This window comes from Paraburkholderia phosphatilytica (assembly GCF_003443895.1).
GTDB lineage: Bacteria > Pseudomonadota > Gammaproteobacteria > Burkholderiales > Burkholderiaceae > Paraburkholderia > Paraburkholderia phosphatilytica.
This window is the reverse complement of sequence record NZ_QQOA01000021.1, coordinates 101,887-127,613: the sequence shown is the minus strand read 5'-3', so window position 1 is coordinate 127,613 and position 25,727 is coordinate 101,887. Positions and strand designations below refer to the sequence as shown.

Here is a 25,727-nt window from a genome sequence, read left to right as displayed (position 1 = left end):
TTTGGCCATGTCCCTTTCGCAGTCGAAACAACGGAAAGGTTAACAGGAACGATCGAAAGTAAACAGCCCCAGGCATCATTTTGTTAAGGCTTCTTAGTGCGTGTCTTCGATGAAATCCGTGACCGCGTCGCGACTCGGCGTAAGGCCTCTCAACTGGAGCACTGCGCCGGCATTGCCGCGATGATAGGTGCCGTGCATGCACACATGGAGAATGATTTCGCCTCGCGTCATGCGTGCGGGCTTTCCACTCGTGAACACGAAATCCAGCGGTTCGGCGAGATCGTCAGCGGTGAGCGTGTCGACGTGGGATACATACCATTCGTCGACTTCTTTCGCACTACTGGCAAGCGTATCGAGATCGGGCATGTGCTCGGAGCGCGGTGCGTGGAACGTGTGCGGCAGTCCTTTGAGGTGATGCTGGAAGATGCTGTCGACCACGTGCATGTGGTCGAAGATGCGCAGCATGATCGACGCGTCCTCGCTGGACAGCCGGTCGTAATTTCGGCCGACGACTTCGTAGAGGCCGCGATCGGCCCATCGTTTGATGGCAATCAGTTTCGGGTAAGGCTGGGAGATCATGAGACGTGTCCTTGTGCCTTCGGGTTGACGCGTTGCGTGTTGGATCCTGTCTGGTTTTTCGTTGCGATTCGAATCGGCCTATGGATAATACGAGTGCCGCTCGTATTCACCTACTCGCATTCGGAGCGCGGAAAATGGCGCGAAAACCGCTGACAAAACCCAGAAAACACGCGTCTCAGGAGCGATCGCGCGTGACGGTCGATGCGCTGATCGAGGCAACCGCTCGCGTTCTGGTCAAAGACGGTTTCGATAAAACGAGCACTAACCGGATCGCCGAACGGGCAGGTGTGAGCGTCGGGTCGCTCTACCAGTATTTCCCGGGTAAAGAAGCGCTCGTGGCCGCTGTCGCGGAGCGGCATAGCCAGCAGTTGGCTCAGGTGGTGCGCGAAGCGCTCGCGCAGGCGGGGGCGCTGCCGATCGACGTGGCGGTGCGCAAGCTCGTGACCGCGGCGATCGACGCGCATCGTATCGATCCCGAGTTGCATCGTGTGCTCGCGGAGCAGATGCCGCGCAGAGGCGGACCGGAGAACGCGCAGTTGCTGAACGGAGATACTTATGCGCTGTTCGAGGCGTTTCTCGAAGCGCACCGCGACGAATTTCGCGCGGTAGATCTCGAGCTTGCGGCATTCGTGTGCGTGACGTCGATCGAGGCGCTGACGCATACCGCGGTCGTACACCATTCGGACAGTCTCTCCGATGAGGCATTCGAGAGACTCGTCGACGAGGCCACTCGGCTCATCGTGGGATATCTGCGGTAGTCAGTGTCTTCTTGCCGCGCGCTCGATCAGCAACCGGTCACGAAGACTTCACGTCTTCCGCATCGCGCGACGCACACAGCCGCCATGCAGCTTTGGGTACCGCAACCGGCTCAACGACATTGCGCCACCAGCGTTCGCCGCGATGCGGCGCGGCGAGATCGAGCCGCTCGCCCATGCGCGGTGTGGATAGCGCGACACCGCGTGCAAGCGCCAGCCCTGTCACGCGCTCGAACGGATCCTGCCAGCGATGCATGGCGAGATCGAACGTGCCGTTGTGAATCGGCACGAGCCAGCGGCCGCGCAGATCGATATGCGCCTGCACCGTTTCTTCGGGCTGCATATGAACGTAAGGCCACTGTGCGTCGTAGGCGCCGGTCTCGATCAGCGTGACGTCGAACGGACCCAGGCGTTCGCCGATGGCCCGGAAGCCGTCGAAGTAGCCGGTGTCGCCGCTAAAGAACACGCGAAGATCGCCATCGACGATCACCCACGAGGCCCACAGCGTACTGTTGCCGTCGAACAGACTGCGTCCGGAAAAATGCTGTGCGGGCGTAGCGGTGAACTGGATACCGTCGACTTCGACGCCTTGCCACCAGTCGAACTGCCGCACCTTCGACGCCTCGATGCCCCATTCGATCAGCCGGTCGCCGACGCCGAGCGTCGTCAGGAATATCTCGGTGGTTTCCGCTAGCGCGAGCACCGTTTCGCGGTCCAGATGGTCGTAGTGATCGTGCGACAGGATCACACCGCGCAGCGGCGGCAGATCGGCAAGCGCGATCGGCGGCGCGTGAAAGCGCTTGGGCCCCAGGCGCTTGAACGGCGATGCACGTTCCGCGAATACCGGATCGGTCAGCCAGAACTGGCCGCGTAACTTGAGCAGCATCGTCGAATGACCGAGGCGGTAGAGGCTGCGGTCGGGCGCAGCGTCGAGCTGCGCGCGCGTCAAAGTATCCACCGGCAACGCGCCTGCCGGCACGGTGTCGTCCGGCTTGTTGAAGAGCACGTTCCATGCAATGCCGAGCGTCTTTCGCAAACGCTCTTCAGGGCGCGGCTTCACGTTCTGGAAGCGTTCGCCGTCATGCTGCGGCGACGAGCTGGACAATTCGCGGCCGCGTTGCGCGGCAGTCAGGCCAAGCGTGCGACTGAAGAAAGCGGGAAGCGACACCATAAGAGAAGGGCATCCACAGAATGAGGTACACCACACAGTGTAGTTTATTTTTGAGATAAGTAAACTGGTCGGTGTAAAATATTTCCATGAATCCGATTGAGTCAACTTCCCCTCAACGTCTGACGGACCGAAAGCGCGTTGCCATCGTCGACGCCGCGATCGAGGAATTCCTCGCGGCCGGTTACGACGCGACCAGCATGGACCGTATCGCGGCGCGCGCGAACGTGTCGAAGCGGACGGTCTACAACCATTTCCCGAGCAAGGAAGCGTTGTTCGCGGCGATTCTTCATCAGCTGTGGGATGCGAGTCAGTCTGGCGCTGCGCCGGCTTATCGTGCTGATCAACCGTTGCGCGCGCAGTTGCTCGATTTGCTAGGGCGCAAGCTGAAGCTTTTGAACGACGAGTCGTTTCTGGCTTTAGCGCGTGTGGCGATCGCGGCGGGCATTCATTCGCCTGAACGGGCGCGGGATATGGTCGCTAAGCTTGGTGAACGTGAGGAGGATCTGACTGTCTGGATTCGAGCGGCCGCGGCTGATGGACGTCTCAAGACCGATGATCCTTTTTTTGCGGCGCTGCAGTTGCAGGCGTTAGTCAAAGCTTTTGCGTTCTGGCCGCAGGTGACCATGGGGCAACCGACGCTTGGGGAGAAGGAGCGGAAGCGGGTTGCGGAAGAGGCGGCGGATATGTTTTTGGCCAGGTTTGGGTGAGGGGGGATGCGGTGGCCGGCACACGCAATCCAGAGACTCCCCTGGACATTCCCGGTTACCCAACCGTACCGGCGCCACCCGCGGTTCGTTGACACCCCGTCACACCCCGTCGCACCCCAGTCGACGTAAGGACTCGTCGATCCACGATTTGTCGTCGAATTTGCCGACCAGGGTGTTCTCCAGGATCTTTACCTCGCCCGCGCTCTTTTTCGACGCCATCGCGTACACCGTTTCGACATCGTCATAGGGCACGCAGACGAAACCGTCCGCGTCGCCGACGATCAGATCGCCCGGCTCGACGAGCATGCCGTCGAACGCCACCGGTACGTTGATCTCGCCGGGACCGTCCTTGTACGGGCCGCGATGCGTGACGCCTGCAGCATAGACCGGCATGTCGTGCTTCCCGATCCAGTCCGAATCGCGGATAGCACCATCGATGACCATGCCGCCCAAACCACGTGCCATTGCATAAGACACCATCAACTCGCCAATGATCGCGTTGGTCAGATCACCGCCCGCGTCCACCACGATCACGTCGCCCGGTTGGGCCAGTGTCAGCGCCTTGTGCACCATGAGGTTGTCGCCTGGACGCGACTTCACCGTGAACGCCGGGCCGCACAGCACGCTGCCCGCGTGCATCGGGCGCAGGCGCGGTCCGCCCGCCGTCAGGCGCGTCATCACATCGCTGATGCAGGCCACGGACACCGAGGCGAAGCGTTTGACCACATCCGCGCTGACCGCGCGCTTGCGCTCGAGAATTCTGAATCCGATAGGCATGTCGAAAGTCCTTGAATGGCCCGGCACGATCCGGGCCCGAAAACAGGTCGTTCAGGCGAGGTACGCAGGAACGAAGCGTCAGGAGAAGACGCGTCCCAGTCGCGCGACGCCCTCTTCGATCGAGTGTTCGTCCGTTGCGTACGAAAGCCGCAGCGCATGCTTGCCGCTGCTGCCGAACTCTTCGCCGCGCCGGACCATGACGCCCGCTTCGGCGGCTCTCGCCGCCACTTCCCCGGAGGTCCCGAACTTGCCGGGATAGTCCAGCCAGAAATAGAACGCACCGTCAGGGCGCCGGAAGCTGATCGCGGAAATCTTGCGCAGGCACGCTTCCATCAGATCGCGCCGCGTATGGAACACGCGCCGCATCTGTTCCGCGTCGTCGCCCGCCTTGAGCAGCGCCGTCGCGCCAGCAAGCTGATTGGCCGAGTTGATCGATCCGTTGAACGTGCGATGAACCGTTGATGCGGATGCGACGAGGCGCGGCGCGCCGACCAGATAGCCGAGCCGCCAGCCGGTCATCGCGTATTTCTTCGAGAACGTGCGCGAGACGATCAGGTGCTCGCCGAGACCATCGATGTCCAGCGCCGACACGAAATCGTGGCCGTACGTGAGTCCTTCGTACGCCTCGTCGCACAGGATGGAAACGCCGTTGCGCTTCACGATGTCCGCGAACGCCGTCCACTCCGCGCGGCCGATCACCGCGCCCGTCGGATTCGACGGATGGCACAGGACGATCAGCTTCACACCATTCGCACTCCTGTTGATTGTGTCGAAATCGAACTTGCCGTCCGCATCCCGCGAAAAACGCTTCACGTGCGCGCCGACAAGATTGATCGCGTCGATATACAGCGAGTAGGTCGGATCTTCGAGCAGCACGACGTCGCCGGGGTTCAGCAGGCCCACCAGCGTGGCGGTCAGACCCGCCGAGCCACCGTGCGTGATCAGGATGTTTTGCGACGCGAACCCTTTGCCCGTCACGCCGACCGCCGATTGCAGAATCGCATTCACAAGTTCCTCGCGGCCTTCCTGTGGCGAGTAGTGCGTGAAGCCGCTCTGGATCGCATGCATCTGCGTATCGATGACCACTCGCGGCGTATCGAAGTCCGGCTCGCCGACGGCGAGCGAAATCTTGTCGGTGGTGCCGGAGATCAGGTTATTGCTACGCAGGGACTGGCTTCTGACGCGCAGGACGGCATCGGAAGAGACCGAGGGTTGAGGCTGATTCAATTGACTTTCTCCATTTTTCTCGGCACCGCGCCGAGAAATTCCCTTGTGCGTTTCTCCGCAGGGTTGTCGATCACCTGATGCGCGGGGCCCTGCTCGACAATGACGCCGTCGGCCATGAACACGACCCGGTCGCAAACTTCGCGCGCAAAACCGACCTCGTGCGTGACGACGAGCATCGAGATGCCGAGCGACGCGACTTCTTTCATCACGCTGAGCACTTCGTTCACCAGTTCCGGATCGAGCGCCGACGTGGGTTCGTCGAACAGGATCACCTCCGGGTCCATTGCCAGCGCGCGTGCGATCGCAACACGTTGCTTCTGGCCACCCGACAGTTCCGACGGATACGCGTCCATCCGGTCGCCGAGGCCGACGCGCCGAAGCAGTTCGCGCCCACGGTCGACGGCTTGCGCCTTCGATACCTTGAGCACCTGTACTGGTCCTTCGGTGACGTTTTCCAGCGCGGTCTTGTGCGGATAAAGATTGAAGTGCTGAAACACCATGCCGACCTTCTGCCGCTGCTTCGCGAGCCGCTTGCCGAAGATTTCCTTCAGCGTATCGCCGTGCCGTTCGTAGCCGATGTAGTGGCCGCATACCTTGATCGAACCGCTCGTCACTTCCTCGAGGTGATTGACGCAACGGAGCAGGGTGGATTTGCCCGATCCAGACGGCCCTAGAATGGCGACTACCTCGCCTTTCATCACGTGCATATCGATGCCGTTCAGCACGACCTTGTCGCCAAACCGCTTCTTGACGTTGACGATCTCGATCACCGGCGCTTCAGACTGGGCCATGGTCACTAACCTTTCTATATCGATCGACATGATTTGCTCAGGCGACGTCCATATCCATATTGATTTTTGCGGCGCCACGTTTCTTGCCGTTGCTTCGCGTATATCCCTTGCCGATGGCGCGTTCCAGATAGTATTGGCCGATCGTCGCGACGGTCACGAGCGCGAGATACCAGATGGTCGCCACCACAAGCAGCGGCATGACTGCGTAGTTGACGGCGTAGATTTCCTGGACGTTGCTCAACAGATCGCCGCCTGAGATGAAAGCCACCAGAGCGGTAGCTTTCAGCAGATTGATCGCCTGATTTCCGGTTGGCGGCACGATCACGCGCATCGCTTGTGGCAGGATGATGCGGCGCATCGCCTGGCTTTCGGTCATGCCCGTGGTGACAGCTGCTTCGCGCTGCCCCGGATCGACCGACAGGATGCCTGCGCGCACGATTTCGGCCATATACGCGCCGTCGTGCAGCGAGAAGCCCACCACGGCGGCGGTGAATCCGGAGATCACCGCATTGGTTTTCAGCATGACGCCGAGGCTTGTGAACGGCACGCCGAGAAACAGCACCGGAAACAGCGCGGCGAGGTTGTACCAGAAGATCAGTTGAACCAGCAGCGGCGTGCCGCGAAAGAACCACAGATACGCATTCGCGATGGTCACGAAGATGCGGCTTTTCGACAGCCGCATGATCGCGATCGCGGTGCCGATCATGATCGCGAGAATCTGGCAGACGATCGTGACCACCAGCGTCACGCGCACACCGGACAGCACATGCGGATCGAAAAGATAATGGCCAATGACCGGCCATTGCATGTTTTCGTTATCCGCGATGCGGAACAGGAACGACAGCAGAAAGGTCAGCACCACCACACCGATCGCGATCTGCACCGGATGCTTGCTGCGAACGATCCTCAGTGGACGCGTTCGCTCGTCGGTCATATCCATAAGGATTCCTGATATGCGGCACGTCGATGCGCCGCGATTGCCTGTCGTGTTGCGCTGCTTCGGCATCACCTCGCGCTACGGTATGCGTGCTGTGCACGCCGCAGCGTCCATCCGGATGCGGGTCGTCAGTTTTTCGGCTGCATGCCGTTGACCACCGGCGTGTCGATCCGCATCTGCGACACGCCGTAGAAATCGACGATCTGCCTGTCGATGCCTTGCTTCGAAATGCCTTCGAACGCCAGTTGCAGCGCCTTGGCAAGCTGCGCATTGCCCGTCTTGACGGCGGCGCCGTGCATCCCGGCTTCGAACAGATCGCCGGTGAGTTCGGACTTGCCGCCCGACGATTTGACGATGTTGGCCGCGATTGCATAATCGATTCCCATCGTGTCGATGCGGCCCGTGCGCAGCGCGAGTTCCGAAGCATTCGCGGACGGATAGCCCTGTACATTCACCGCCGGCTTGCCGGCCTTCGTGCACGCGTCGGACTGCTTCTGAGCGATGGCGAGCGACAGGCTGCCAACCGGTCCGCCCGCGGTCGTGCCGCACAGATCCGCGACGGAATGAATGTTCTTCGGATTGCCCTTTGCCACGATCAGTTGCTGGCCGGTCTTCGTGTAGTCGACGAAGGTCACCTGCTTTTCACGCTCGGGCGTATCGGAGAAATCGGACATGGCCACATCGACGCGACCGGACGTCAGACCGATCACCATCGAGCCGAAATCGGTGTTGATCACCTTGACGCGCAACCCGAGCGCCTGGCCGAGTGCCTGCATGAAATCCGCTTCAATACCCGTAATGCCGTCGTTGTCGCGATACAGATAAGGCGGCAGCGTCGTTTCTCCGCCGATCGTCAGGACACCCTTTTCCTTGATGTCGGCAGGCAGCGCCGCGACTGCCGCCTGGTTGAGCGTCGCTTTCGAAATTTTTGGATTGACCACGAAACCGTCGGCGGTGGTTTCGGCCTGCACGACGCCGGTCAAACCCAGAGAGACGGTGCAGGCGATCGCCACCGCGGTCACCGGCTTGAATCTGTTTTTCTTCAGCATGGGTACCTTGTTGTTGGTCGGGAAGTTGCTGCGGAAGACGTTGAAAGCGGTCAGGCGACGACCAGGGATTTTCCCATCGACATGTAGCAGCATCCATTGGTCTGGTGTGCGAATGTGGAAATCGTAGCGAGACAAAATCATCTCTGATAGCGACTTTTTGGCCACTGCTATCATCGCTTTTATTCATGTTTTGCATCAAACCCAATCGAATCTGGTTGGACAGGTCATGTATACGGAGGCACGGCGATGATCACGCTGAAGCAGGTCGAGGCGCTGTACTGGATCGCGGAACTGGGCAGCTTCGACGCGGCCGCCTTGCGGCTGAGCACGACGCAATCCGCCATTTCGAAGCGCATCCAGGAACTGGAAAACCGCTTCAACGTGGAGATTTTCGACCGCAGCCGACGGTCGGCGGTACTGACGCCCAAAGGCGAGGAGATACTCCGGACAGCACGACAACTACTGGATATGCGCGACGGCCTGCTAGTGCAACTCGGCGCGAAAGACACCATGTTCCGACGGTTGCGCCTGGGCGTCACCGAGCTGACGGCGCTCACATGGTTACCCGTCCTCGTAGATCGGCTGCGCAAGCAGTTCCCGCAACTGGAGATCGTGCCGGAAGTCGGATTGGGCCAGAAGCTGTACGAACGGCTTGTCGAGAACACCATCGATCTGGTGATCGTGCCGGATGTGTTCAACGATCCACGCTTTACGCTTGTGCCGGTCGGGATGGTGAACAATGCGTGGATGTACGCCGATGGCGTGCTGCCGTCCAGGCGCGTGTTTCCACTGACCGAAATCACCCAACACACGCTGATTGTGCAAGGCAAAGACTCCGGCATGGGGATCGCATATGGCCAGTGGTTCCGCGCTCATGGCATAGAAACGCCCAGAACAGTCGTGTGCAGTAATCTGGTCGCCCAGATCGGACTGACCGTATCGGGGCTGGGCGTGAGTTTTCTGCCCAAGGATTGTCTGACGCATCTGATCGACCACGGCGCGCTGCGAACGGCCAGAACCACACCGACACCGCCGAAGATTCAGTATGTCGCGATCTATGTGCGAACCCACCATGTCGACTTTCTCGGCGAAGTCGCGCGTATCTGTCAGGACTGTTGCGACTTTTCGAGGCTGGTTCTGCAGGTGTGAAGCGAGCGTACAGCTGCAGCAGCGAATAGGCCCGACCAGGGACTGGAGCTGGATGACGTCGTTGCGATTGGCGTAGGTCCCGCACCAGAAAGACCCCCTTCACCCCCAAGCCTCCCCCTCCGGAAACCCAAACCTTTCAATCGACTCCGCCACCATCTCGATGCTATACCCCGGCCGCGAAGGCGCCATATATCGCCCATTGCGAATCACGACCGGATCGACAAAATGCTCATGCAGATGATCGACATACTCGAGTACGCGATTCTCGAGCGATGCCGACACGCAGATATAGTCGAACAGCGAAATATGCTGCACGTACTCGCACAACCCAACACCGCCCGCGTGCGGACAAACCGGCACGCCAAACTTCGCCGCCATCAGCAGCACCACGATCACTTCGTTCAAACCGCCTAAGCGGCAGCTGTCGATCTGGCAAAAGTCGATCGCCTGAGCCTGCAGCAGCTGCTTGAACATCACGCGGTTCTGGCAGTGCTCGCCCGTCGCGACGCCGATCGGCTTGAGCCGCTGGCGGATGGTTGCGTGGCCAAGAACGTCGTCGGGGCTCGTCGGTTCCTCGATCCACCACGGGTCGAACTCCGCAAGCCGCCGCATGTTCGCAACGGCTTCGTCGACGTCCCACACCTGGTTCGCGTCCATCATCAGCTTGCGGTCCGCGCCGATCTCTTCGCGCAGAATGCGCGCGCGGCGCACGTCTTCGTCGATATTGCCGCCAACCTTCTGCTTGAAATGCGTCCAGCCCTGCGCCACACCTTCGCGCGCGAGCCGACGGATCTTGTCGTCGTCATAGCCTAGCCAGCCTGCGGACGTCGTATAGGCAGGGTAGCCGTGCGCGAGCATTTCGTGTTCGCGTGCGTGCCTTGTCGACTCGTGCCGACGCAGAATCGCAATCGCTTCCTGCGGCGTGATCGCATCGGTCACATAGCGGAAATCGAGGCAGCGCACGAGTTCTTCGGGGCTCATGTCCACCAGCAGCTTCCACACCGGTTTGCCTTCGGCTTTGGCCCATAGATCCCACGCCGCATTCACCACTGCCGCGGTGGCGAGATGAATCGCGCCTTTGTCGGGGCCGATCCAGCGCAACTGGCTGTCCGACGTGATCGCGCGCCAGAATGCGCCCATGTCCGCGGCAATGTCTTCGAGCCGCTTGCCGACAATCAGCGGCGCGAGCGCCTGCACGGCAGTGACGCAGATTTCGTTACCGCGCCCGATCGTGAACGTGAGGCCGTGGCCGGTCAGCTGCTGCGGCGAGTCGGTTTCGAGAATGACGTAGGTAGCCGAATAATCGGGCGCGGCGTTCATCGCATCGGAGCCATCGAGCGAACGCGAAGTGGGGAAACGAATGTCCCGCACGGACAGACTGGTGATCGTGGTCATCTGGACAGCCTCCTCGGCAGCAGTGTTCGACTTTCACCCGCTAAAGCCAGTCGCAAAGAAGCGAAGAGGAAGCGCAACAGCGCTTCCTCCCCGGTCACGCATCAAACATAAGCATCCATTCAATCGTAAAGCACTGCCGCGATCTTGGGATCGGTCATGTTGGTCTTGTCGTACCAGTAGAAGCCGGTGTCGACCTTCTTCGGCAGCTTTTCGCCCTTTAGCGCTTTCACCGCGGAGTCGACCACGCACTTGCCGATGCCCACCGGGTTCTGCGTAATCGCGCCCGCCATCAGGCCGGACACGATGTCGTCCTTCTGTTCCTTACCCGAGTCGTAGCCGATCAGCACGAGCTTCTTGCCGGATTCCTTCACGCCGATCGCGGCGCCTTCCGCCGAACCTTCATTGGACCCGAAAATACCCTTGAGATTGGGGTTCGCCTGGATCATCGCTTTCGCGATCTCGGCGGATTTCAGGTGATCGCCGCCGCCGTATTGCACGGAAACGATTTTGATGTTCGGATGCTTCGACTTCATTTCGTTCAGGAAGCCGTCGCGCCGGTCGACGCCGGTGCGGCTCGTCTGGTCGTGCACGATCAGGCCGACTTCGCCGGAATCGCCGACCGCCTCGGCCATCTTGTCGGCGGCGAGGGCGGCGGCGGCGAGGTTGTCGGTCGCGCAGGTGGTGAGCGGAATGTCGCTGTCCACGCCGGAGTCGAACGCGATCACCGGAATCTTTTCTTTCTGCGCGCGCCTCAGGAGCGGAATGGCCGCTTTGCTATCCAGTGCGGCAATACCGAGCGCCTGTGGTTTCTTGGCCAGCGCGGCCGAGAGCATGTCGATCTGCTTGTCGACCATCGCTTCGGTTTCCGGGCCTTCGAACGTGATCCTCACGTTCTGTTCTTTTGCCGCCTGTTCCGCGCCGGACTTCACGGCCTGCCAGAACTGGTGCTGGAAGCCCTTCGAAATGAGCGGAATGTACGGCTGATCCGCAAACGCGAGGCTGGTTGCACCGACGAGCGTGCCGACGCCGAAAGTCACTCCGATGGCGGCACCGATCAGTTTTCTTTTCAACATGGTTTCTCCTCCTGGGTTTGGCTTTCAAGTTCAGCCGCTGGGGGAGCCTCGGGCGCTCCCATTCCTGATGTCGTTATGGTTGGAAAATCGATAAGGCATCCTGTGAAATCAGCTCTTCCTGCGTCGCAGGATGTCGGCGTAGACCGCGAGAATGATGATGAGGCCCGTCACCACGATCTGCCATTCCTGCGCGACGGACATGATGCGCAAGCCGTTGGTCAGCACGCTCATGATGAACGCGCCGATGATGGTGCCGAGGATCGTGCCCGACCCGCCGGAAAGCGACGTGCCGCCAATCACCACAGCGGCAATCGCTTCGAGTTCGTAGCCCTGGCCGAGCGCGGGTTGCGCCGAGTTCAGGCGTGACGCGATCAGGAGGCCGGCGATTCCGCAGATCGCGCCGCCAAGCCCATAAATGGCGATCTTCCAACGGTCCACGTTCACGCCCGACAAACGCACGGCTTCCTCGTTGCTGCCGAGCGCGAACGTATAGCGACCGAGCGCGGTGCGGTTCAGCGTGATCGAACTCACGATCGCGAGCACGAAGAGGATCAGCACCGCGTTCGGAATCGGCAGGCTCGGCACGATGCGGCCGATCAGCGAGTCCTGCGAGATCATGTAGAAGTTCTCGGTGTCGGTGAAATAGATCGGCTTGTCCGACGATACGACGAGCGACAGCCCTTTGAGCAACAGCATCATGCCGAGCGTCGCGATGAAGGGCGGAATCCGCATTTTCGCGGTGAGCGTGCCGGACACCGTGCCGCACACTGCGCCCGTGCCGATCGCGGCCAGCACGCCGATCCACATCGGCATGTGCCAGAAGCTCAGGAACACGCCGCAGATCACGGCGGTGAAGGTCATCAGCGTGCCGACGGAAAGGTCGATGCCGCCTGTGACGATCACGAAGGTGCTGGCGATGGCGAGCACGCCGTTCACGGCGGTCGCCTGCAGGATGCCGAGGATGTTGTCGATCTGCATGAACGCCGGCGACGCGAAGCTGAAAAACACCAGCAGCACGAGCAGGCTCGCGAACGCGAGCATCTTCTGCAACGCGGTCGGTGCGAACAGGCGGGCGCGCAGGCCCGACGCGCGTCCGTCGCCCGCGAGTGTCGACGAGTCCGTTGGCTGTGTCATAGATAGATCCCCTCGCGGCTCACGCCGCTTTCAAGGTATCGCGCCGCGTCGCCAGTTGCATGATGCGCTCCTGGGTCGCGTCTTTCGCATCGAGCTCGCCGGTAATGCGCCCCTCGCACATCACGACGATACGGTCGCTCATCCGCAGAATCTCCGGCAGTTCCGACGAGATCATCACGATCGCCTTGCCTTGCGCGGCAAGCGATCGCAGCAGCTTGTAGATCTCGCTTTTCGCGCCCACGTCGATGCCGCGCGTCGGCTCGTCGAAAAACAGCACGTCGCAGTCGCGTTCAAGCCACTTCGCGATCACGATCTTCTGCTGGTTGCCGCCGGACAGCAGCCGCACGGCTTGCGTAGCAGACGGCGTGCGGATCGACAGCAGATGGATGAAGTGCGCCGCGGTCTTGCGCATCTGCGCGCGACGCAGGAAGAAGTTGAACGACAGGAACTTGCGCAGGTTCGACATCACGATGTTCGATTCGACGTCCATCCCGGTGGCGAGCCCGAACCGCTTTCGATCTTCCGACAGATAGCCGATGCCGCGCGCTACCGCATCGCTCGGTTTTTTGATGGTCGTTTTCGCGCCGTTCACGATAATGTCGCCGGATTGAACGGGATCGGCGCCGAACACCGCACGCGCCACCTCGGTGCGGCCGGCGCCCATCAGTCCGGCAAAGCCGAGAATTTCGCCCTTGTGCAGCGTGAAGCTCACGTCCTTCACGAGCGGGCCCGCGTTCAGGTGCCTCACTTCGAGCGCTACGGCGGCCTTGTGCGTGTCATGAGGAGACGGTTCGATGTCGGCCAGCGTGCGTCCGACCATCATGCCGATGATCGCTTCCACGCTGGTGTCCGCCGCGGACACGGTGGCGACATATTCGCCGTCGCGCAGCACGGTCACGCGGTCGGAGATCTGCTTCAGCTCGTCCATCTTGTGCGAGATATAGACGATGCCGACGCCGCGGCTCTTCAGCTCACGGATGATGCGAAACAGCTCCGCGATTTCCGCGTCGTTGAGCGCCGATGTGGGTTCGTCCATGATCAGCACGCGCGAATCGAACGACAACGCCTTCGCGATCTCGACCATCTGCTGCTTTGCGACTGTGAGCGTGCCGACCATCGCGCGAGGATCGAGCTTCACGTGCATGCGCTGCAGGATGTCGCGCGCGTTGGCATTGAGCCGGTCTTCGTCGAGAAAGAGGCCAAGGCGCCCGCGCGGCTCGCGGCCGATGAACATGTTCTGCGCGACCGTGAGGTGATTCATCAGCTGGAGTTCCTGATGAATGATGCCGACGCCGACGGCCTGCGCGTCGCGCGGATGCTGGAAATCGACGGGCTGGCCGTCCAGCAGGATTTCGCCTGAATCGCGGGTATAGACGCCCGCGAGGATTTTCATCAGCGTCGACTTGCCGGCGCCGTTTTCACCCATCACGGTATGCACTTCACCAGCCATCAGTTCGAACTGGACGTCGTGAAGCGCCCGCACGCCGGGAAAGCTCTTGCTGAGCTTTTTCACGGAAATGAGTGGAGTCATGGCGCAGGCTTGACGACCGGCCGCCGACCGCCGCGGGCTTCGTCGGAAGAAGCTGCGTGAATGGGGGCCGGCGCGCGCCGGGTGTCGTGGTGCAGACCGCGGTTGAAAGCGCAACGAGAAGCCAGACGCATCTCCAGAGCCCCGCAAACCGATGTGCAACGATTCTACGTCCCGGAATGGCGGAGGCTCAAGATTAGGCATTCCCTTAGTACGCGAACGCAAAAGCGGCCTCGCTCGTGTCGCCACGATGAGATGTCGCGCGCGGCAAAACAGGTGTGCAATGCAGCAAAAATACCTCAAAACCGGCGCCCGGATGAGGCTTGTCGATCGCTGCAGGCTCCGTCAAGAAAACCTTGACGGCCTTGCCCACAAAAGCTCGCTAACGTTTTCCGGAGTCCTGCCGTTAGCACGATGAGGCGCGTACGAGTCATTCGCTGCGGCCGCTTCATTTACTCACATTGCCATGCAAAATCTGACGCTTCGCCAAAAGCTCTGGCTGCCCCTCGCGCTGGCCTGGCTGGGACTGCTTTCGCTCACCGTCTGGAATGCGCTGCAGGCGCGCGATCTCCAGCTTCAGGAACGCCGCGCGGACCTGCGCAACCTGGTGCAGATGTCGATTTCAATTGCACAAGGGCTCGATCGCGAAGTGCAGGCCGGCAAGATCGACGCGCAGGCGGCGCGCCGCGAGGCAATCGCGCGGATCGGCGATCTGCGCTACGGCGGCAACGGCTACGTGACGATCGTCGATGCGAATTCGGTGATGGTGATGCACCCGACCATTCCGACGCTGGACGGCAAGGACATGTCGGCCTGGAAGGACGCGAAGGGCTTCGAGCTTTACAAGGGGATCGCGGCGGCCGGCTCGTCGCCGGCAGGCAGCGGCTACCTCGAATACTGGTGGCCGAAACCGAACGAAACCGCGCCGAGCGCGAAGCTCGGCTACGTTCAGCGCTACGCGCCGTGGGGCTGGGACATGATCGCGGGCGCGTATCAGGACGACATCAGCGCGGACTTCCACAGCATGCTCGCGCGTTCGCTCGGCGCGTTGCTGCTGCTCGGCGCAGTCGTCACGCTGCTGACGGTTGCGACGTCGCGCAGCATCCTGCGCGCGCTCGGCGCCGATCCGGCGGTGCTGTCGGCGGCGACGGCGCGTATCGCCGCGGGCGATCTCGCACACACGCCGAGCGTCGCGCGGGCGTCGGAAGGCAGCGTGCTCGCTTCGATGGCGCGCATGCAGGGCAGTCTCGTCGATCTGGTCGGCAAGGTGCGCGGCGTCGCAGACGGTATCGCGACGGGCGCGCGGGAAATCGCCACGGGCAACGCCGATCTGTCGGCGCGCACGGAGCAGCAGGCTGCATCGCTGCAGGAGACTGCTGCGAGCATGGACGAGCTGACCTCGACGGTCCGGCAGAACGCCGAGAACGCGCAGCAGGCGAGCGCGCTGTCGGTGAACGCATCGGACATCGCGCGGCGCGGCAGCGAGGTGGTGGGCCGCGTGGTCGGCACGATCGGCGAGATCAGCGACAGCTCGTCGCGAATCGCGGACATCACGGGCATCATCGAGGGCATCGCGTTCCAGACCAACATCCTCGCGCTGAACGCGGCGGTGGAAGCGGCGCGCGCGGGCGAGGAGGGCCGCGGCTTCGCGGTCGTCGCGACCGAAGTGCGCAATCTGGCGCAGCGCTCGTCGACGGCGGCGAAGGAGATCAAGGAACTGATCGCGGCGTCCGTGCAGAAGGTGCAGGACGGCTCGCAGCTCGCCGACGAAGCGGGCCGCACGATGGTCGAGGTGACGCAGGCGGTGGCGCGCGTGACGGATATCGTCGGCGAAATCGCGGCGGCCTCGTCGGAACAGAGCCGCGGTATCGAGCAGATCGGCACCGCCGTTACGCAGATGGACGAAGTCACGCAGCAGAACGCGGCGCTCGTCGAGCAGGCGGCGGCCGCGTCGAAGGCGCTCGAGGAGCAGGGCAGCCAGCTCGCTCAGGCCATTTCGGCGTTCCGCACGGGGCATGACGACGTGCAGGGCGCGCCGGTTGCGCCGGTCACGCGCAGCACGACGGTCGTCGCTCCGCGTGCCGCGATGGCGCCGCGGGCGGCTGTCGTCAAGGACAAGGCGAACGTAGCGGTTGCTTCGAAGCGCGCGCGTACGCCCGCAGCAACGACGGTAACGGCGCCGGCAAAGACGAAGGCGGCATCTAAACCGGAAGTGAAGCCGGCATCGACGCTAGCATCGAAGCCGACAGTAAAGCCAGTTCCAGCGCCGCGCATCGAGCGTACGACCGCTGCCGCCGCATCATCTGACGAGTGGGAAACCTTCTAACCGGGGCCGTCGCGGCTCGGAAGCTGAACTACGTAATCTCGTAGTCGACGCGAGCACCGCCCGGCCATCCAGGCAGCGCCGCCTCACAACTCACCGATACCACCTCGGCGTATAAACCCAATCCGCGTCGCCGTCGCGTTTGCCGGCGCGCGGCACCACCCGCGTCGTCGACGAACCGACGATCACCATCGTCCGCATATCGACGTCGCTCGAACGCAGCGCGCCGAGCGTCGTGTTCCTGAGCGTCGCGCCTGGGCGCCCGACGTTGCGCCCCAGCACCACGCAGGTGTCCGCCGAACGAATCGACCGCACGATGTCGAGCGCCTGATCGAGCTGCCACGGCCGCGCCTTCGAAACCGGGTTGTAGAACGCCATCACCAGATCCGCCTCCGCCGCGGCGCGCAGCCGCCGCTCGATCACGTCCCACGGTTTCAGGTTGTCCGACAGCGACAGCATGCAGAAGTCGTGGCCGAGCGGCGCGCCCGCGACGGCCGCCGTCGCCATCGCCGCCGACACGCCCGGCACGATGTGCAGCTCGACTTTCTCCCAGCGCGGATCGCTGCGGGTATCGAGCGCTTCGAGCACCGCCGCGGCCATCGCGAACACGCCTGGATCACCAGACGACACGACCACCGCGCGCCGGCCGGCCGCGGCAAGCTCGAACGCGTGCCGCGCGCGCTGCAATTCCTCGCGGTTGTCCGACGCGTGCACCTGCTGGCCCGCGCGCAACGGGCCCGCCATCGCGACGTAGGTCGCATAGCCGAGGATGTCCGTCGCGTCGTCGAGCGCGGCACGCGCGGCCGGCGTCAGCAGTTCGGCGGCGCCGGGACCAAGGCCGATCACGGTCAGCGAGCCGCGCGCGCGGCCGAGCTGAAGCGGATCGATCGGCGCAGCGCCGAGTGCGATCGCAAGAGCGGGTTCGTCGTGGACGATTTCGTGAGCGACGCCTGCGGGGACTGCGTTGGCCAGTAGCGATCGAGGCGACGCGATGGCTGGAGACGAAGCGCCCACGTCAGCCACCTCAGCCACCTCCGCCGACATAGCCACGGATCCCAGCAACGCAGCCGTCGAACCCTCAGCCGCAGCTGCCGACACAAACCGCAGCGGCACTTCCAGCAGCCGCGCCGCATCGGCCAGCGCGACCGAATCCATCGCATCTTCCGCCGCGAGCAGAGCCGCGAGCGCGCGCTCTGACAATCCGCGCGCAGCCAGCGCGTCACGCACCCGCTGCGCCAACGAATCGGCGCTATCGCTTTCAGCCACCGAAACGGCAACCACCACGCTACGCGGATAAATCCTGAGCTCGTCCCGATTGCCATCCCACTCACGCGCCGAAACGCCGATCGACAGTCGCGCATCCGCAGCGCGCGGCAGTTGCGCGGCGTCGAGCCACGGCGCGTCGCCATCGATGCGGGTCGTCTGCCCCGCGAGCAGGTCGGACACGAAGCGCTTGCCGTGCTCGAGACTTGCGAGCACATAGCCTTCGGGCGGATTCAGCAGACAGGTGCCGAAGCGCAGTTCGCCGCTCGTCGTGATGGCCGGCGCAATGCCGAGCGCCGCCGCGATCTCGCGCGCCATCGCGTTGACGCCCGCGAGGCCGCCCAGCAGCGGCACGACGGCGCTGCCGTCTTCCGCAAGCGCGAGCACCGGCGGCTCCGCGCCCTTGTTCGCGAGCAGCGGCGCCACGCAGCGGATCACGATGCCGGCCGCGCACAGCGCGACGACCGGCGTGCCGCTCGCATAGAGCGCGCGCAGATGTTCGCCGAGTTCGCTGAAGCTGACGTCGGCCGCACCCGGACTCACGTCGATGCGGCCTTGCAAGCCGTGCACCTGCGCGCCTGCATACAGCGCCCGCACGCGGCGCGCGGTGACCAGCGCACCGGCGCCGAGCACGACGATCGCAGGCGGTCTGCCATCCGCGCGCCCGTTTGTGGAAACCGCGTCGCTCATCCGCGCCATGGCGTCCCCGGCACGACGAGCAGCGAGAAATACGGCGACGCCATCGGATCGACGTCGTCGAGCGGCACGATGCGCTGGTTCGCCATCGTCGCGCGCTCCACGTACAGCGCGCGATCCGCGAGTCCGAGCTCGCCGAGTACGCGCCGCACCTTGTCGAAGTTGCGGCCGAGCTTCATCACGACCGCCGCATCGGCATCGGCGAGGCGGCGCTTCAGTTCGTCCTCGGGCAGCACGCCGGACAGCACCGACAGCGTCTGGTTGCGGTACACGAGCGGTACGCCGAGCACCGCGGTGCCGCCGAGTATCGAGCAGACGCCGGGCACCACTTCCGCGTCGAAGCGCTCGGCCAGACGATCATGCAGATACATGTACGAGCCGTAGAAAAACGGATCGCCTTCGCAGATCACCGCGACGTCGCGGCCTGCATCGAGATGCGCGGCGATCACTTCGCTCGCGGTGTCGTAGAAATCCGCGATCACCGCTTCGTACGACAACGGCGGCTCCAGCGCTTCGGTCGTCACCGGGTAGACGAGCGGCAGCCGCGTCTGCGCGTCGTGCAACTGGTCCTCGATGATGCCGAACGCGTTGCCGCGCTTGCCCTTCGCGACGAAGTACGCGACCACCGGCGCCGCGCGCAACAGGCGCAAGGCTTTCAGCGTCACGAGTTCGGGGTCGCCGGGGCCGACGCCGATGCCGAACAGACGCCCGCGCGCCGAACCGCCGGAAGCGGATGAAAATGAGGCGTGGGCGATCGTCATTCTTCCTCCGTCGCGAGCGCGTTCACGGCGGCCGCGGCCATCGCGCTGCCGCCGCGCCGGCCGCGCACGATCACCCAGGGCACGCCCCAGCCGCTGTCGGCGAGCGCGTCCTTCGACTCCGCCGCGCCGACGAAGCCGACCGGAAAGCCGAGCACCAGCGCCGGCTTCGGCGCGCCGGCGGCGAGCAGGTCGAGCAGATGGAACAGCGCGGTCGGCGCATTGCCGATCACGACGACGCTGCCCGCGAGATGCGGCCGCCACAGTTCCAGCGCGGCCGCCGAACGCGTGTTGTTCAGCTGCGCCGCGAGATCAGGCACGCGCGGGTCGCCGAGCGTGCAGATCACGTCGTTGCGCGCGGGCAGCCGCGAGCGGGTGATGCCCTCGGCCACCATCTTCGCGTCGCACAGGATCGGCGCGCCGCTCGCCAGCGCGGTGCGTCCCGCGGTTCCGGCACCAGCAGAGAAGTGCAGGTCGTCGACGATGTCGACCATTCCGCACGCGTGGATCACGCGCACGGCGAGCTTGTCGAGATCGGCGGGGATGCGCGAGAGGTCGGCTTCCGCGCGGATCGTCGCGAACGACTGTCGGTAGATCTCGCGGCCGTCGCGAAGGTAGTGCTGCATCGGTCAAAGGCTCCGGGCGGCCGCGTCGATCTGCGCGGCCGCCTGTTCGAGGGTGAGGGCGGTCGCGACGCGTGTGCCGAAGCGCGCGGCGGGTGGTCTTGCATCGGCCGAATGTGGCGCAGGTATTGCGGATACCGCGGCCGGGGCGAATGCCGGTGACCCGGCAGCGTCGCGCCGGTAGAGGTCGTAGCGGTCGGGCGCGACGGCGAGCAGCGTCCATTCGTGCGAAAACGCCGACGCGCATGAGCGCAGGCAACCGCTCAGATGCACGTCGCGCGGCTCATGCAGCGACGCCGCGAGACGGCGCGCATCGGCTTTGGTATCGGCGAGGCTTTTCGCGCAGCCGGTCGAGCCCGCGCACGCGATCACGTGGGCAAGCGGTTCACGCGCGTCGCAGATCAGGCCGGCCGCAGTCATCCGTTGCAGCACGGCGGGCGCGTCGTGAGGCGCGAGATCGGGCAGCAGAATGCCTTGCCACGGCGTCAGATGCAGCGCGTCGACGCCGGCTTCGCTGGCCAGCAACGTGAGCGCGCGAAGCGTCCGCGCATTGACGCGGCCGAGCGGCGGCTCGCCGCCGGCATAGACGCGGCCGTCGCGCTGCGCGTGCACACCGAAGCGCAGCGATGGGTCGGCAGGCGCGCGGCGCCACGTCGCGATTCGCGCATCGCGTTCGAGCGCGAACGGCAATCGCATCTGCACGGCGTCGAGCATCGTATCGAGCGGCACGCGCGCCAGCAGGTCGCGCATCCGCGGCTCGTCGGGCAACGCGAGCGCCGTGAAGGCCGCGATCAGCGCGCGAACGAGTTCGGGCACCTGCCGAGATGGCACCACGCCGATTGCATTCGGCGCTTCAACACGTGCGTCGCAGCCCGGATAGATCGCAGGACAACCTGCAAGGCCCCATGCGAACCAGCCGGACGATGCTGCGCTGTCGTCAGTAGCGTCGGACATCGCCGCGAGCCAGATATCGTGCGGATGCATCGTCATCGCGAGCCGTTCGCCGCCGTCGAGCAGCAGCGCGAACTTCGGCGAAAGCGCCGCGCAATGCGCATCCGTCTGCAGCAGCGTCAGCAGTTGCGCGGCCAGTTCTCGCGTATCGAAAAGCGCATGCGGGTCGCGTCCCGCGAGCGGGCTCAGCATCAGATTGCGGGTGTCGTCGGCGGCGGCATGGGTGGGCGTTTCTGCCGACGGTCCGAGCTCACTCGCGACGAGCGCCTCGGTCAATGCATGCTCATCGCCGGCCCGCACGCCGCGCAACTGGAGATTCGCGCGATTCGTGAGCTCGATCGTGCCGGATGCGTGGCGCTCCGCCACGTCGGCAATCGTCAGCACTTCGTCGATACGCAGCACGCCGCCCGGCAACCGGATCCGGCACAGCCCGCCGTCGCGCGCGGCGACGATCCGCGCGAGCCCCGGGCATACCGATACGCGCGCGTCAGCAGAGCGAGCAGGCGCGATGGGCAATACAACAGAAGCAGCAGATGCGGCAGCGGAGCCAGGAGCGTGATTCAACGGTTCACCGGAAGAACGGCGCGGCGGCCGCGCCGGTCGGGAAGGACAGGGCGGCGGCATCGGAACACCACGTCCGATGCAGCTGGCGCGAACGAACCGCCGGCAGGTTTCCTGGCTCGCAGGTCGCGGTCCGCATCGGCCTTCCCGGCAAAGCCAGTGGCATGGAGCGATGCGGACTCGCTGCGTACAGTTGCGTGGGCAGCCCAGTCTTGCTGAGTTCCCTCTTCGGTCCCGAAGGACGCCGGCGGACGCGTTATTATGCCTTTTTTCGATAGCGCGCCCCCGCGCCAGTCTTTTATCATCCGGCTCCCGCCCGGTTTTCAGGACAGTTTCGAATGAAGTGTGAGGGCCTCGCATGCCGGCATGGCTGACCATCGTCGGAATCGGCGACGACGGGTTCGCCGGTCTCGGCCGCAGCGCGAAACGCGCGCTCCTCGACGCGGCCGTCGTCTATGGCGGCGAGCGGCATCTCGCGATGCTGCCCGCGCGTCTTCCCGCGCGGCGCGAGCCGTGGCCGCAGCCGTTCGACGTCGCGCCGCTGCTCGCGCAACGCGACGACGCATCGCACGCGCCCGTCTGCGTGCTCGCGAGCGGCGATCCGATGCTGTACGGCGTCGGCGCGACGCTCGCGCGGCGTCTGCCCGCGGGCGAGCTGCGCGTGCTGCCCGCGCCGTCGTCGATGTCGCTGGCGGCTGCGCGGCTCGGCTGGGCGTTGCAGGAGGTCGCGACGGTGTCGCTGGTCGGCCGGCCGCTCGCGACGCTCAACGCGCACCTGCACCCCGGCGCGCGTCTCTTCGCGCTGAGCGCCGACGGCCGCACGCCTGCCGCGATCGCGCAGCTGCTTGCCGAACGCGGCTTCGGCGCGAGCCGGATGATCGTGCTAGAACATCTCGGCGGCCAGCTCGAACACCGGATCGAAGCCACCGCCGAAGCATGGACCACCGCGGAAGTCGCGAACCTGAATCTCGTCGCGCTCGAATGCCGTGCTTCCTCCGCAAGCGACGGCGAGGGACGCGCCGCGTCGCCGCGTATCGCGCTCACATCAGGTCTGCCTGACGACGCCTTTGAGCACGACGGCCAGCTGACCAAGCGCGATATCCGCGCGATCACGCTCGCGCGGCTGGCACCCGCGCCGGGCGAATTGCTGTGGGACGTTGGCGCGGGCTGCGGCTCGATCGGTATCGAATGGATGCGCGCGCACCCCGCGTGCCGCGCGATCGCGATCGAAGTGCATGACGCGCGGCAGCGCTTCATCGGACGTAATCGCGACGCGCTTGGCGTACCGTCGCTGCAACTGGTCGCGGGCCGGGCGCCTGAGGCGCTCGCGGGGCTGCTCACGCCGGACGCGGTGTTCATCGGCGGCGGCGTGACCCACGACGGCGTGCTCGACACGTGCTGGCACGCGCTGCGTCCCGGCGGCCGGCTGGTCGCGAACGCGGTCACGCTGCAAGGCGAAGCCGCGCTCGCCGCGTGGCGCGGGCAGCACGGCGGCACGCTGACGCGCATCGCGGTGTCCGAAGCCGAGCCGCTCGGCCGCTTCGACACGTGGCGTCCCGCGTTGCCCGTCACGCTCTACGACGCCGTCAAGCCGTAACGCGATGCGCGACGAAACCGCCGAAGACAACCGCCCGCTGCGCTCCGGCTACACAACCGGCAGCTGCGCGACCGCGACGTCGCTCGCGGCGGCGCGGCTGCTGCTGGGCGGAATCGCGAGCGACGTCGCGGAGATCGTGCTGCCGAAAGGGCAGCGCGTGCCGATGCCGCTCGTGTTCTGCCGCATGGTCGCGGCGCACGAAGGCGGCGGCGCGGAAGCGGGCACCATCAAGGACGCCGGCGACGATCCCGACGTTACGCACGGCGCGCTGGTGTTCGCGCGCGTGCGCCTCGCCGCCGAAGCGGGCGTGCGTTTTCATGCGGGCGAGGGCGTCGGCACCGTCACGCGGCCGGGGCTCACGCTGCCCGTCGGCGAGCCGGCGATCAACCCGGTGCCGCGCCAGATGATGACCGCGCACCTGACCGAGCTCGCCGCGGAGTACGGCTACGGAGGCGGTTTCGACGTGACGATCGGCGTGGAAGGCGGCGCGGAGCTCGCGCTGAAGACGATGAACCCGCGGCTGGGCATTGCCGGTGGGCTGTCGATTCTCGGCACCACCGGCATCGTGCGGCCGTTCTCGTGCTCGGCGTATATCGCGTCGATCCATCAGGGTATCGACGTCGCGCGCGCGAACGGCTGCGCGCATATCGCCGCGTGCACCGGCAACGCAAGCGAGGACGCGATGCGCGCGCGCTTCGCGCTGCCCGACATCGCGCTGATCGAGATGGGCGATTTCGCGGGCGCGGTGCTCAAGCACCTGCGGCGCGCGCCGATCGAACGGGTGTCCGTGTGCGGCGGTTTCGGCAAGCTCAGCAAGCTCGCGGCCGGCCATCTCGATCTGCATAGCCGCAACTCGAGCATCGATCTGCCGCTGCTCACCGGGTGGGCCGCGCAGCGTGGCGCAAGCGAAGCGCTGCGGGCCGCGATGCTGGCGGCGAATACGAGCCAGCAGGCGCTCGCGCTGGCGCTCGATGCGGGGGTGCCGCTCGGCGATATCGTCTGCGAGCGCGCGCTGACGGTGGCGCGCGACATCGTGCCCGCGAGCGTTCATGTCGAGATGTACGCGATCGACCGGCAAGGCAACATCGTCGGAGCCGCGCGATGAGCGATGCCGTTTTGAACACAAACACAAACATGAACGCAGCCGCACCGCGCGTGCTGCTGCTCGGTGGTACCGGCGACGCGCTGAAGATCGCGCGACAACTTGATGCGTCGCACGTCTACAGCCTCGCCGGCATCGGCCGCGTGCCGACGGATCTCGCGTGCGAAGTGCGGGTGGGGGGCTTCGGCGGCGCCGAAGGGCTCGCAAACTATCTGCGCGACGCGCGCATCGGCGTGGTGGTTGACGCGACGCATCCGTACGCTGCGCAGATCAGCGCGAACGCCGCGCAAGCGTGCCACGCGACTGGCGTGCCGTACTGGGCGCTGCGCCGCGCGCCATGGCAGCCACAAGCCGGCGACGACTGGCGCTTCGTCGACGGCTGGAGCGGCATCGTCGATGCGCTCGCGCCGTTCGCGCGGCCGCTCTTCACGCTGGGCCGCGAGCCGCTCGCGCATCTCGACGAAATCCCGCCACACCAGTTCTGGTTCATCCGCTGCCTCGACGCGCACGAAGGCAATCATCGCGCGCGCGTGATCGATGCGCGCGGCCCGTTCGATGTCGACGGCGAACGCGCGCTGTTCGCGCTGCAACGTATCGACGTGGTGGTCAGCAAGAACAGCGGCGGCAGCGCGACCGAAGCGAAGCTCGCGGTCGCGCGCGAACGTGGCCTGCCGGTGGTGACGCTGCGGCGTCCCATGCTGCCCGACGCGGACCGCACGTTCGATGAACCCGCGGCACTCGTCGCCGCGCTGCGTGAGTGCTCAGCGATCAACGAATCACGGAGTCAGTGAATGACGGTCTTCTTCATCGGCGCGGGTCCGGGCGATCCCGATCTGATCACCGTAAAGGGGCAACGCCTCGTGCGGACCTGCCCGGTGATCCTGTACGCGGGTTCGCTGATTCCCGAAGCGGTGCTCGACGGGCATCGCGCGGAACAGGTCGTCAACACCGCCGAACTCGATCTCGAACAGATCGTCGCGCTGCTGGTCGATGCGCATCGGCAAGGCAAGGACGTCGCGCGGCTGCATTCCGGCGATCCGTCGCTGTTCGGCGCGATCGGCGAGCAGATCCGTCGCCTCAACGTGCTTGGCATTCCGTTCGAGATCGTGCCGGGCGTCACGGCGACGGCCGCGTGCGCCGCGACGCTCCGCCGCGAGCTCACGTTGCCGGGCGTCTCGCAGACGCTGATCCTCACGCGCTTCGCGACGAAAACCGCGATGCCGGACGGCGAGGCGCTGGCGGATCTGGCGCGGCATCGCGCGTCGATGGCGATCCATCTCGGCGTGCGGCATATCGAGCGGATCGTCGACGAACTGCTGCCGCACTACGGCGCGGACTGCCCGGTCGCGGTGGTCTGGCGCGCGAGCTGGCCCGACGAAGCGAAGGTGACCGGCACGCTCGAGACGATCGCCGCGCAGGTGCGCGCGGCGGGGATCGAGAAGACCGCGCTGATTCTGGTGGGGCGGGCGCTGGCGGCGGAAGGGTTCGCGGATTCGACGCTGTACGCGGCGGAGTGAGCGGGAAAAATGAGCGCGAAACAAAAAGGCGGCGTCCTTTCGAACGCCGCCTCGCTGGAAACAT

The 25,727-nt window shown here is 64.7% G+C and carries 23 protein-coding genes and 1 riboswitch; of the genes, 8 read left to right on the top strand and 15 right to left on the bottom strand.

Annotated features, from left to right (window positions below; genetic code table 11):
• Positions 1–93 precede the first annotated feature (93 nt).
• A complete protein-coding gene (locus tag DVS29_RS22095) occupies positions 94–579 on the bottom strand; it encodes a DinB family protein (RefSeq protein ID WP_118182622.1) in 486 nt (161 codons plus the stop codon).
• Between the two features lie 191 nt (positions 580–770).
• Here DVS29_RS22095 and DVS29_RS22090 point away from each other — a divergent pair, with 191 nt between their 5' ends.
• Positions 771–1,337 (top strand): TetR/AcrR family transcriptional regulator, encoded by a 567-nt coding sequence (locus DVS29_RS22090; RefSeq protein WP_240655733.1) that lies wholly within the window; start codon positions 771–773, stop codon positions 1,335–1,337.
• Between the two features lie 37 nt (positions 1,338–1,374).
• On the opposite strand, the gene DVS29_RS22085 is transcribed toward DVS29_RS22090, so the two are convergent.
• Complete coding sequence (locus tag DVS29_RS22085) at positions 1,375–2,505, bottom strand: MBL fold metallo-hydrolase (RefSeq protein WP_118182620.1); 1,131 nt, start codon at positions 2,503–2,505, stop codon at positions 1,375–1,377.
• A gap of 86 nt (positions 2,506–2,591) precedes the next feature.
• On the opposite strand from DVS29_RS22085, the gene DVS29_RS22080 reads away from it, so the two are divergent.
• Positions 2,592–3,212: a TetR/AcrR family transcriptional regulator gene (locus DVS29_RS22080; RefSeq protein ID WP_205962496.1), complete on the top strand. Its 621-nt coding sequence runs from the start codon at positions 2,592–2,594 to the stop codon at positions 3,210–3,212.
• Between the two features lie 99 nt (positions 3,213–3,311).
• Here DVS29_RS22080 and DVS29_RS22075 read toward each other — a convergent pair whose 3' ends face one another.
• The 5 genes from DVS29_RS22075 to DVS29_RS22055 form a co-directional block, all read right to left on the bottom strand.
• Complete coding sequence (locus tag DVS29_RS22075; protein WP_118182619.1) at positions 3,312–3,989, bottom strand: RraA family protein; 678 nt, start codon at positions 3,987–3,989, stop codon at positions 3,312–3,314.
• 78 nt (positions 3,990–4,067) lie between these two features.
• Positions 4,068–5,216: a pyridoxal phosphate-dependent aminotransferase gene (locus DVS29_RS22070; protein ID WP_164707962.1), complete on the bottom strand. Its 1,149-nt coding sequence runs from the start codon at positions 5,214–5,216 to the stop codon at positions 4,068–4,070.
• A complete protein-coding gene (locus DVS29_RS22065) occupies positions 5,213–6,007 on the bottom strand; it encodes an amino acid ABC transporter ATP-binding protein (protein WP_118182617.1) in 795 nt (264 codons plus the stop codon). The genes DVS29_RS22070 and DVS29_RS22065 overlap by 4 nt, the downstream gene beginning before the upstream one ends.
• Positions 6,008–6,044: 37 nt before the next feature.
• Positions 6,045–6,947, bottom strand: a complete 903-nt coding sequence (locus DVS29_RS22060; protein ID WP_118182616.1) for an amino acid ABC transporter permease — start codon at positions 6,945–6,947, stop codon at positions 6,045–6,047.
• 125 nt (positions 6,948–7,072) lie between these two features.
• Positions 7,073–7,993, bottom strand: a complete 921-nt coding sequence (locus DVS29_RS22055; RefSeq protein WP_164707961.1) for an ABC transporter substrate-binding protein — start codon at positions 7,991–7,993, stop codon at positions 7,073–7,075.
• Between the two features lie 246 nt (positions 7,994–8,239).
• Here DVS29_RS22055 and DVS29_RS22050 point away from each other — a divergent pair, with 246 nt between their 5' ends.
• Positions 8,240–9,142, top strand: coding sequence for a LysR family transcriptional regulator (locus DVS29_RS22050; protein WP_118182614.1), 903 nt, complete (start codon positions 8,240–8,242; stop codon positions 9,140–9,142).
• A 99-nt stretch (positions 9,143–9,241) separates the two neighbouring features.
• Here the strand turns inward: DVS29_RS22050 and DVS29_RS22045 are convergent, their stop codons facing one another.
• From DVS29_RS22045 to DVS29_RS22030, 4 genes are all read right to left on the bottom strand, one after another.
• Positions 9,242–10,537 (bottom strand): L-fuconate dehydratase, encoded by a 1,296-nt coding sequence (locus tag DVS29_RS22045; protein WP_118182613.1) that lies wholly within the window; start codon positions 10,535–10,537, stop codon positions 9,242–9,244.
• A 119-nt stretch (positions 10,538–10,656) separates the two neighbouring features.
• Complete coding sequence (locus DVS29_RS22040) at positions 10,657–11,610, bottom strand: ABC transporter substrate-binding protein (protein WP_118182612.1); 954 nt, start codon at positions 11,608–11,610, stop codon at positions 10,657–10,659.
• 108 nt (positions 11,611–11,718) lie between these two features.
• Positions 11,719–12,744 carry an ABC transporter permease gene (locus DVS29_RS22035; protein ID WP_118182611.1) on the bottom strand — a complete coding sequence of 342 codons (1,026 nt, stop codon included), beginning with the start codon at positions 12,742–12,744 and terminating at the stop codon, positions 11,719–11,721.
• 19 nt (positions 12,745–12,763) lie between these two features.
• A complete protein-coding gene (locus DVS29_RS22030) occupies positions 12,764–14,275 on the bottom strand; it encodes a sugar ABC transporter ATP-binding protein (protein WP_118182610.1) in 1,512 nt (503 codons plus the stop codon).
• A gap of 463 nt (positions 14,276–14,738) precedes the next feature.
• Here DVS29_RS22030 and DVS29_RS22025 point away from each other — a divergent pair, with 463 nt between their 5' ends.
• Complete coding sequence (locus DVS29_RS22025; protein ID WP_118182609.1) at positions 14,739–16,598, top strand: methyl-accepting chemotaxis protein; 1,860 nt, start codon at positions 14,739–14,741, stop codon at positions 16,596–16,598.
• A gap of 90 nt (positions 16,599–16,688) precedes the next feature.
• Here DVS29_RS22025 and cobJ read toward each other — a convergent pair whose 3' ends face one another.
• The 4 genes from cobJ to cobG are packed head-to-tail and all read right to left on the bottom strand — an operon-like array spanning position 16,689 to position 21,510.
• Positions 16,689–18,548, bottom strand: coding sequence for a precorrin-3B C(17)-methyltransferase (cobJ, locus tag DVS29_RS22020; RefSeq protein WP_118182636.1), 1,860 nt, complete (start codon positions 18,546–18,548; stop codon positions 16,689–16,691).
• Positions 18,545–19,315, bottom strand: coding sequence for a precorrin-2 C(20)-methyltransferase (locus tag DVS29_RS22015; protein ID WP_118182608.1), 771 nt, complete (start codon positions 19,313–19,315; stop codon positions 18,545–18,547). The genes cobJ and DVS29_RS22015 overlap by 4 nt, the downstream gene beginning before the upstream one ends.
• The gene (locus DVS29_RS22010) at positions 19,312–19,938 is read right to left on the bottom strand and encodes a precorrin-8X methylmutase (RefSeq protein ID WP_118182607.1); all 627 of its coding nucleotides are present in this window, start codon (positions 19,936–19,938) and stop codon (positions 19,312–19,314) included. Before DVS29_RS22010 ends, DVS29_RS22015 begins: the two co-directional genes overlap by 4 nt.
• Before the next feature lie 3 nt (positions 19,939–19,941).
• Entirely contained in the window at positions 19,942–21,510 is a 1,569-nt protein-coding gene (gene cobG, locus DVS29_RS22005) for a precorrin-3B synthase (protein WP_118182606.1), read from the bottom strand.
• Positions 21,511–21,534: 24 nt separating this feature from the next.
• Positions 21,535–21,711, bottom strand: a riboswitch (cobalamin riboswitch).
• Between the two features lie 94 nt (positions 21,712–21,805).
• On the opposite strand from cobG, the gene cbiE reads away from it, so the two are divergent.
• From cbiE to cobM, 4 genes are read left to right on the top strand one after another with little or no spacing between them, the layout of a single operon-like run.
• Complete coding sequence (gene cbiE, locus DVS29_RS22000; protein WP_118182605.1) at positions 21,806–23,044, top strand: precorrin-6y C5,15-methyltransferase (decarboxylating) subunit CbiE; 1,239 nt, start codon at positions 21,806–21,808, stop codon at positions 23,042–23,044.
• Between the two features lie 4 nt (positions 23,045–23,048).
• Positions 23,049–24,149, top strand: coding sequence for a cobalt-precorrin-5B (C(1))-methyltransferase (locus tag DVS29_RS21995; protein WP_118182604.1), 1,101 nt, complete (start codon positions 23,049–23,051; stop codon positions 24,147–24,149).
• A 29-nt stretch (positions 24,150–24,178) separates the two neighbouring features.
• Entirely contained in the window at positions 24,179–24,937 is a 759-nt protein-coding gene (locus DVS29_RS21990; protein WP_118182635.1) for a cobalt-precorrin-6A reductase, read from the top strand.
• Entirely contained in the window at positions 24,938–25,663 is a 726-nt protein-coding gene (gene cobM / locus DVS29_RS21985) for a precorrin-4 C(11)-methyltransferase (protein WP_118182603.1), read from the top strand.
• The last annotated feature ends 64 nt before the right edge of the window (positions 25,664–25,727 follow it).

Coding starts and splice junctions, on each gene's coding strand:
- DVS29_RS22025 (WP_118182609.1), top strand. CDS start 14,739: ATGCAAAATCTGACGCTTCGCCAAAAGCTCTGGCTGCCCCTCGCGCTG.
- cobJ (WP_118182636.1), bottom strand. CDS start 18,548: ATGAGCGACGCGGTTTCCACAAACGGGCGCGCGGATGGCAGACCGCCT.
- DVS29_RS22065 (WP_118182617.1), bottom strand. CDS start 6,007: ATGGCCCAGTCTGAAGCGCCGGTGATCGAGATCGTCAACGTCAAGAAG.
- DVS29_RS22055 (WP_164707961.1), bottom strand. CDS start 7,993: ATGCTGAAGAAAAACAGATTCAAGCCGGTGACCGCGGTGGCGATCGCC.
- DVS29_RS22045 (WP_118182613.1), bottom strand. CDS start 10,537: ATGACCACGATCACCAGTCTGTCCGTGCGGGACATTCGTTTCCCCACT.
- DVS29_RS22085 (WP_118182620.1), bottom strand. CDS start 2,505: ATGGTGTCGCTTCCCGCTTTCTTCAGTCGCACGCTTGGCCTGACTGCC.
- DVS29_RS22080 (WP_205962496.1), top strand. CDS start 2,592: ATGAATCCGATTGAGTCAACTTCCCCTCAACGTCTGACGGACCGAAAG.
- cobG (WP_118182606.1), bottom strand. CDS start 21,510: ATGCCGCCGCCCTGTCCTTCCCGACCGGCGCGGCCGCCGCGCCGTTCT.
- DVS29_RS22040 (WP_118182612.1), bottom strand. CDS start 11,610: ATGTTGAAAAGAAAACTGATCGGTGCCGCCATCGGAGTGACTTTCGGC.
- DVS29_RS22060 (WP_118182616.1), bottom strand. CDS start 6,947: ATGGATATGACCGACGAGCGAACGCGTCCACTGAGGATCGTTCGCAGC.
- cbiE (WP_118182605.1), top strand. CDS start 21,806: ATGCCGGCATGGCTGACCATCGTCGGAATCGGCGACGACGGGTTCGCC.
- cobM (WP_118182603.1), top strand. CDS start 24,938: ATGACGGTCTTCTTCATCGGCGCGGGTCCGGGCGATCCCGATCTGATC.
- DVS29_RS22035 (WP_118182611.1), bottom strand. CDS start 12,744: ATGACACAGCCAACGGACTCGTCGACACTCGCGGGCGACGGACGCGCG.
- DVS29_RS22050 (WP_118182614.1), top strand. CDS start 8,240: ATGATCACGCTGAAGCAGGTCGAGGCGCTGTACTGGATCGCGGAACTG.
- DVS29_RS22075 (WP_118182619.1), bottom strand. CDS start 3,989: ATGCCTATCGGATTCAGAATTCTCGAGCGCAAGCGCGCGGTCAGCGCG.
- DVS29_RS22030 (WP_118182610.1), bottom strand. CDS start 14,275: ATGACTCCACTCATTTCCGTGAAAAAGCTCAGCAAGAGCTTTCCCGGC.
- DVS29_RS22095 (WP_118182622.1), bottom strand. CDS start 579: ATGATCTCCCAGCCTTACCCGAAACTGATTGCCATCAAACGATGGGCC.
- DVS29_RS21995 (WP_118182604.1), top strand. CDS start 23,049: ATGCGCGACGAAACCGCCGAAGACAACCGCCCGCTGCGCTCCGGCTAC.
- DVS29_RS21990 (WP_118182635.1), top strand. CDS start 24,179: ATGAACGCAGCCGCACCGCGCGTGCTGCTGCTCGGTGGTACCGGCGAC.
- DVS29_RS22015 (WP_118182608.1), bottom strand. CDS start 19,315: ATGACGATCGCCCACGCCTCATTTTCATCCGCTTCCGGCGGTTCGGCG.
- DVS29_RS22010 (WP_118182607.1), bottom strand. CDS start 19,938: ATGCAGCACTACCTTCGCGACGGCCGCGAGATCTACCGACAGTCGTTC.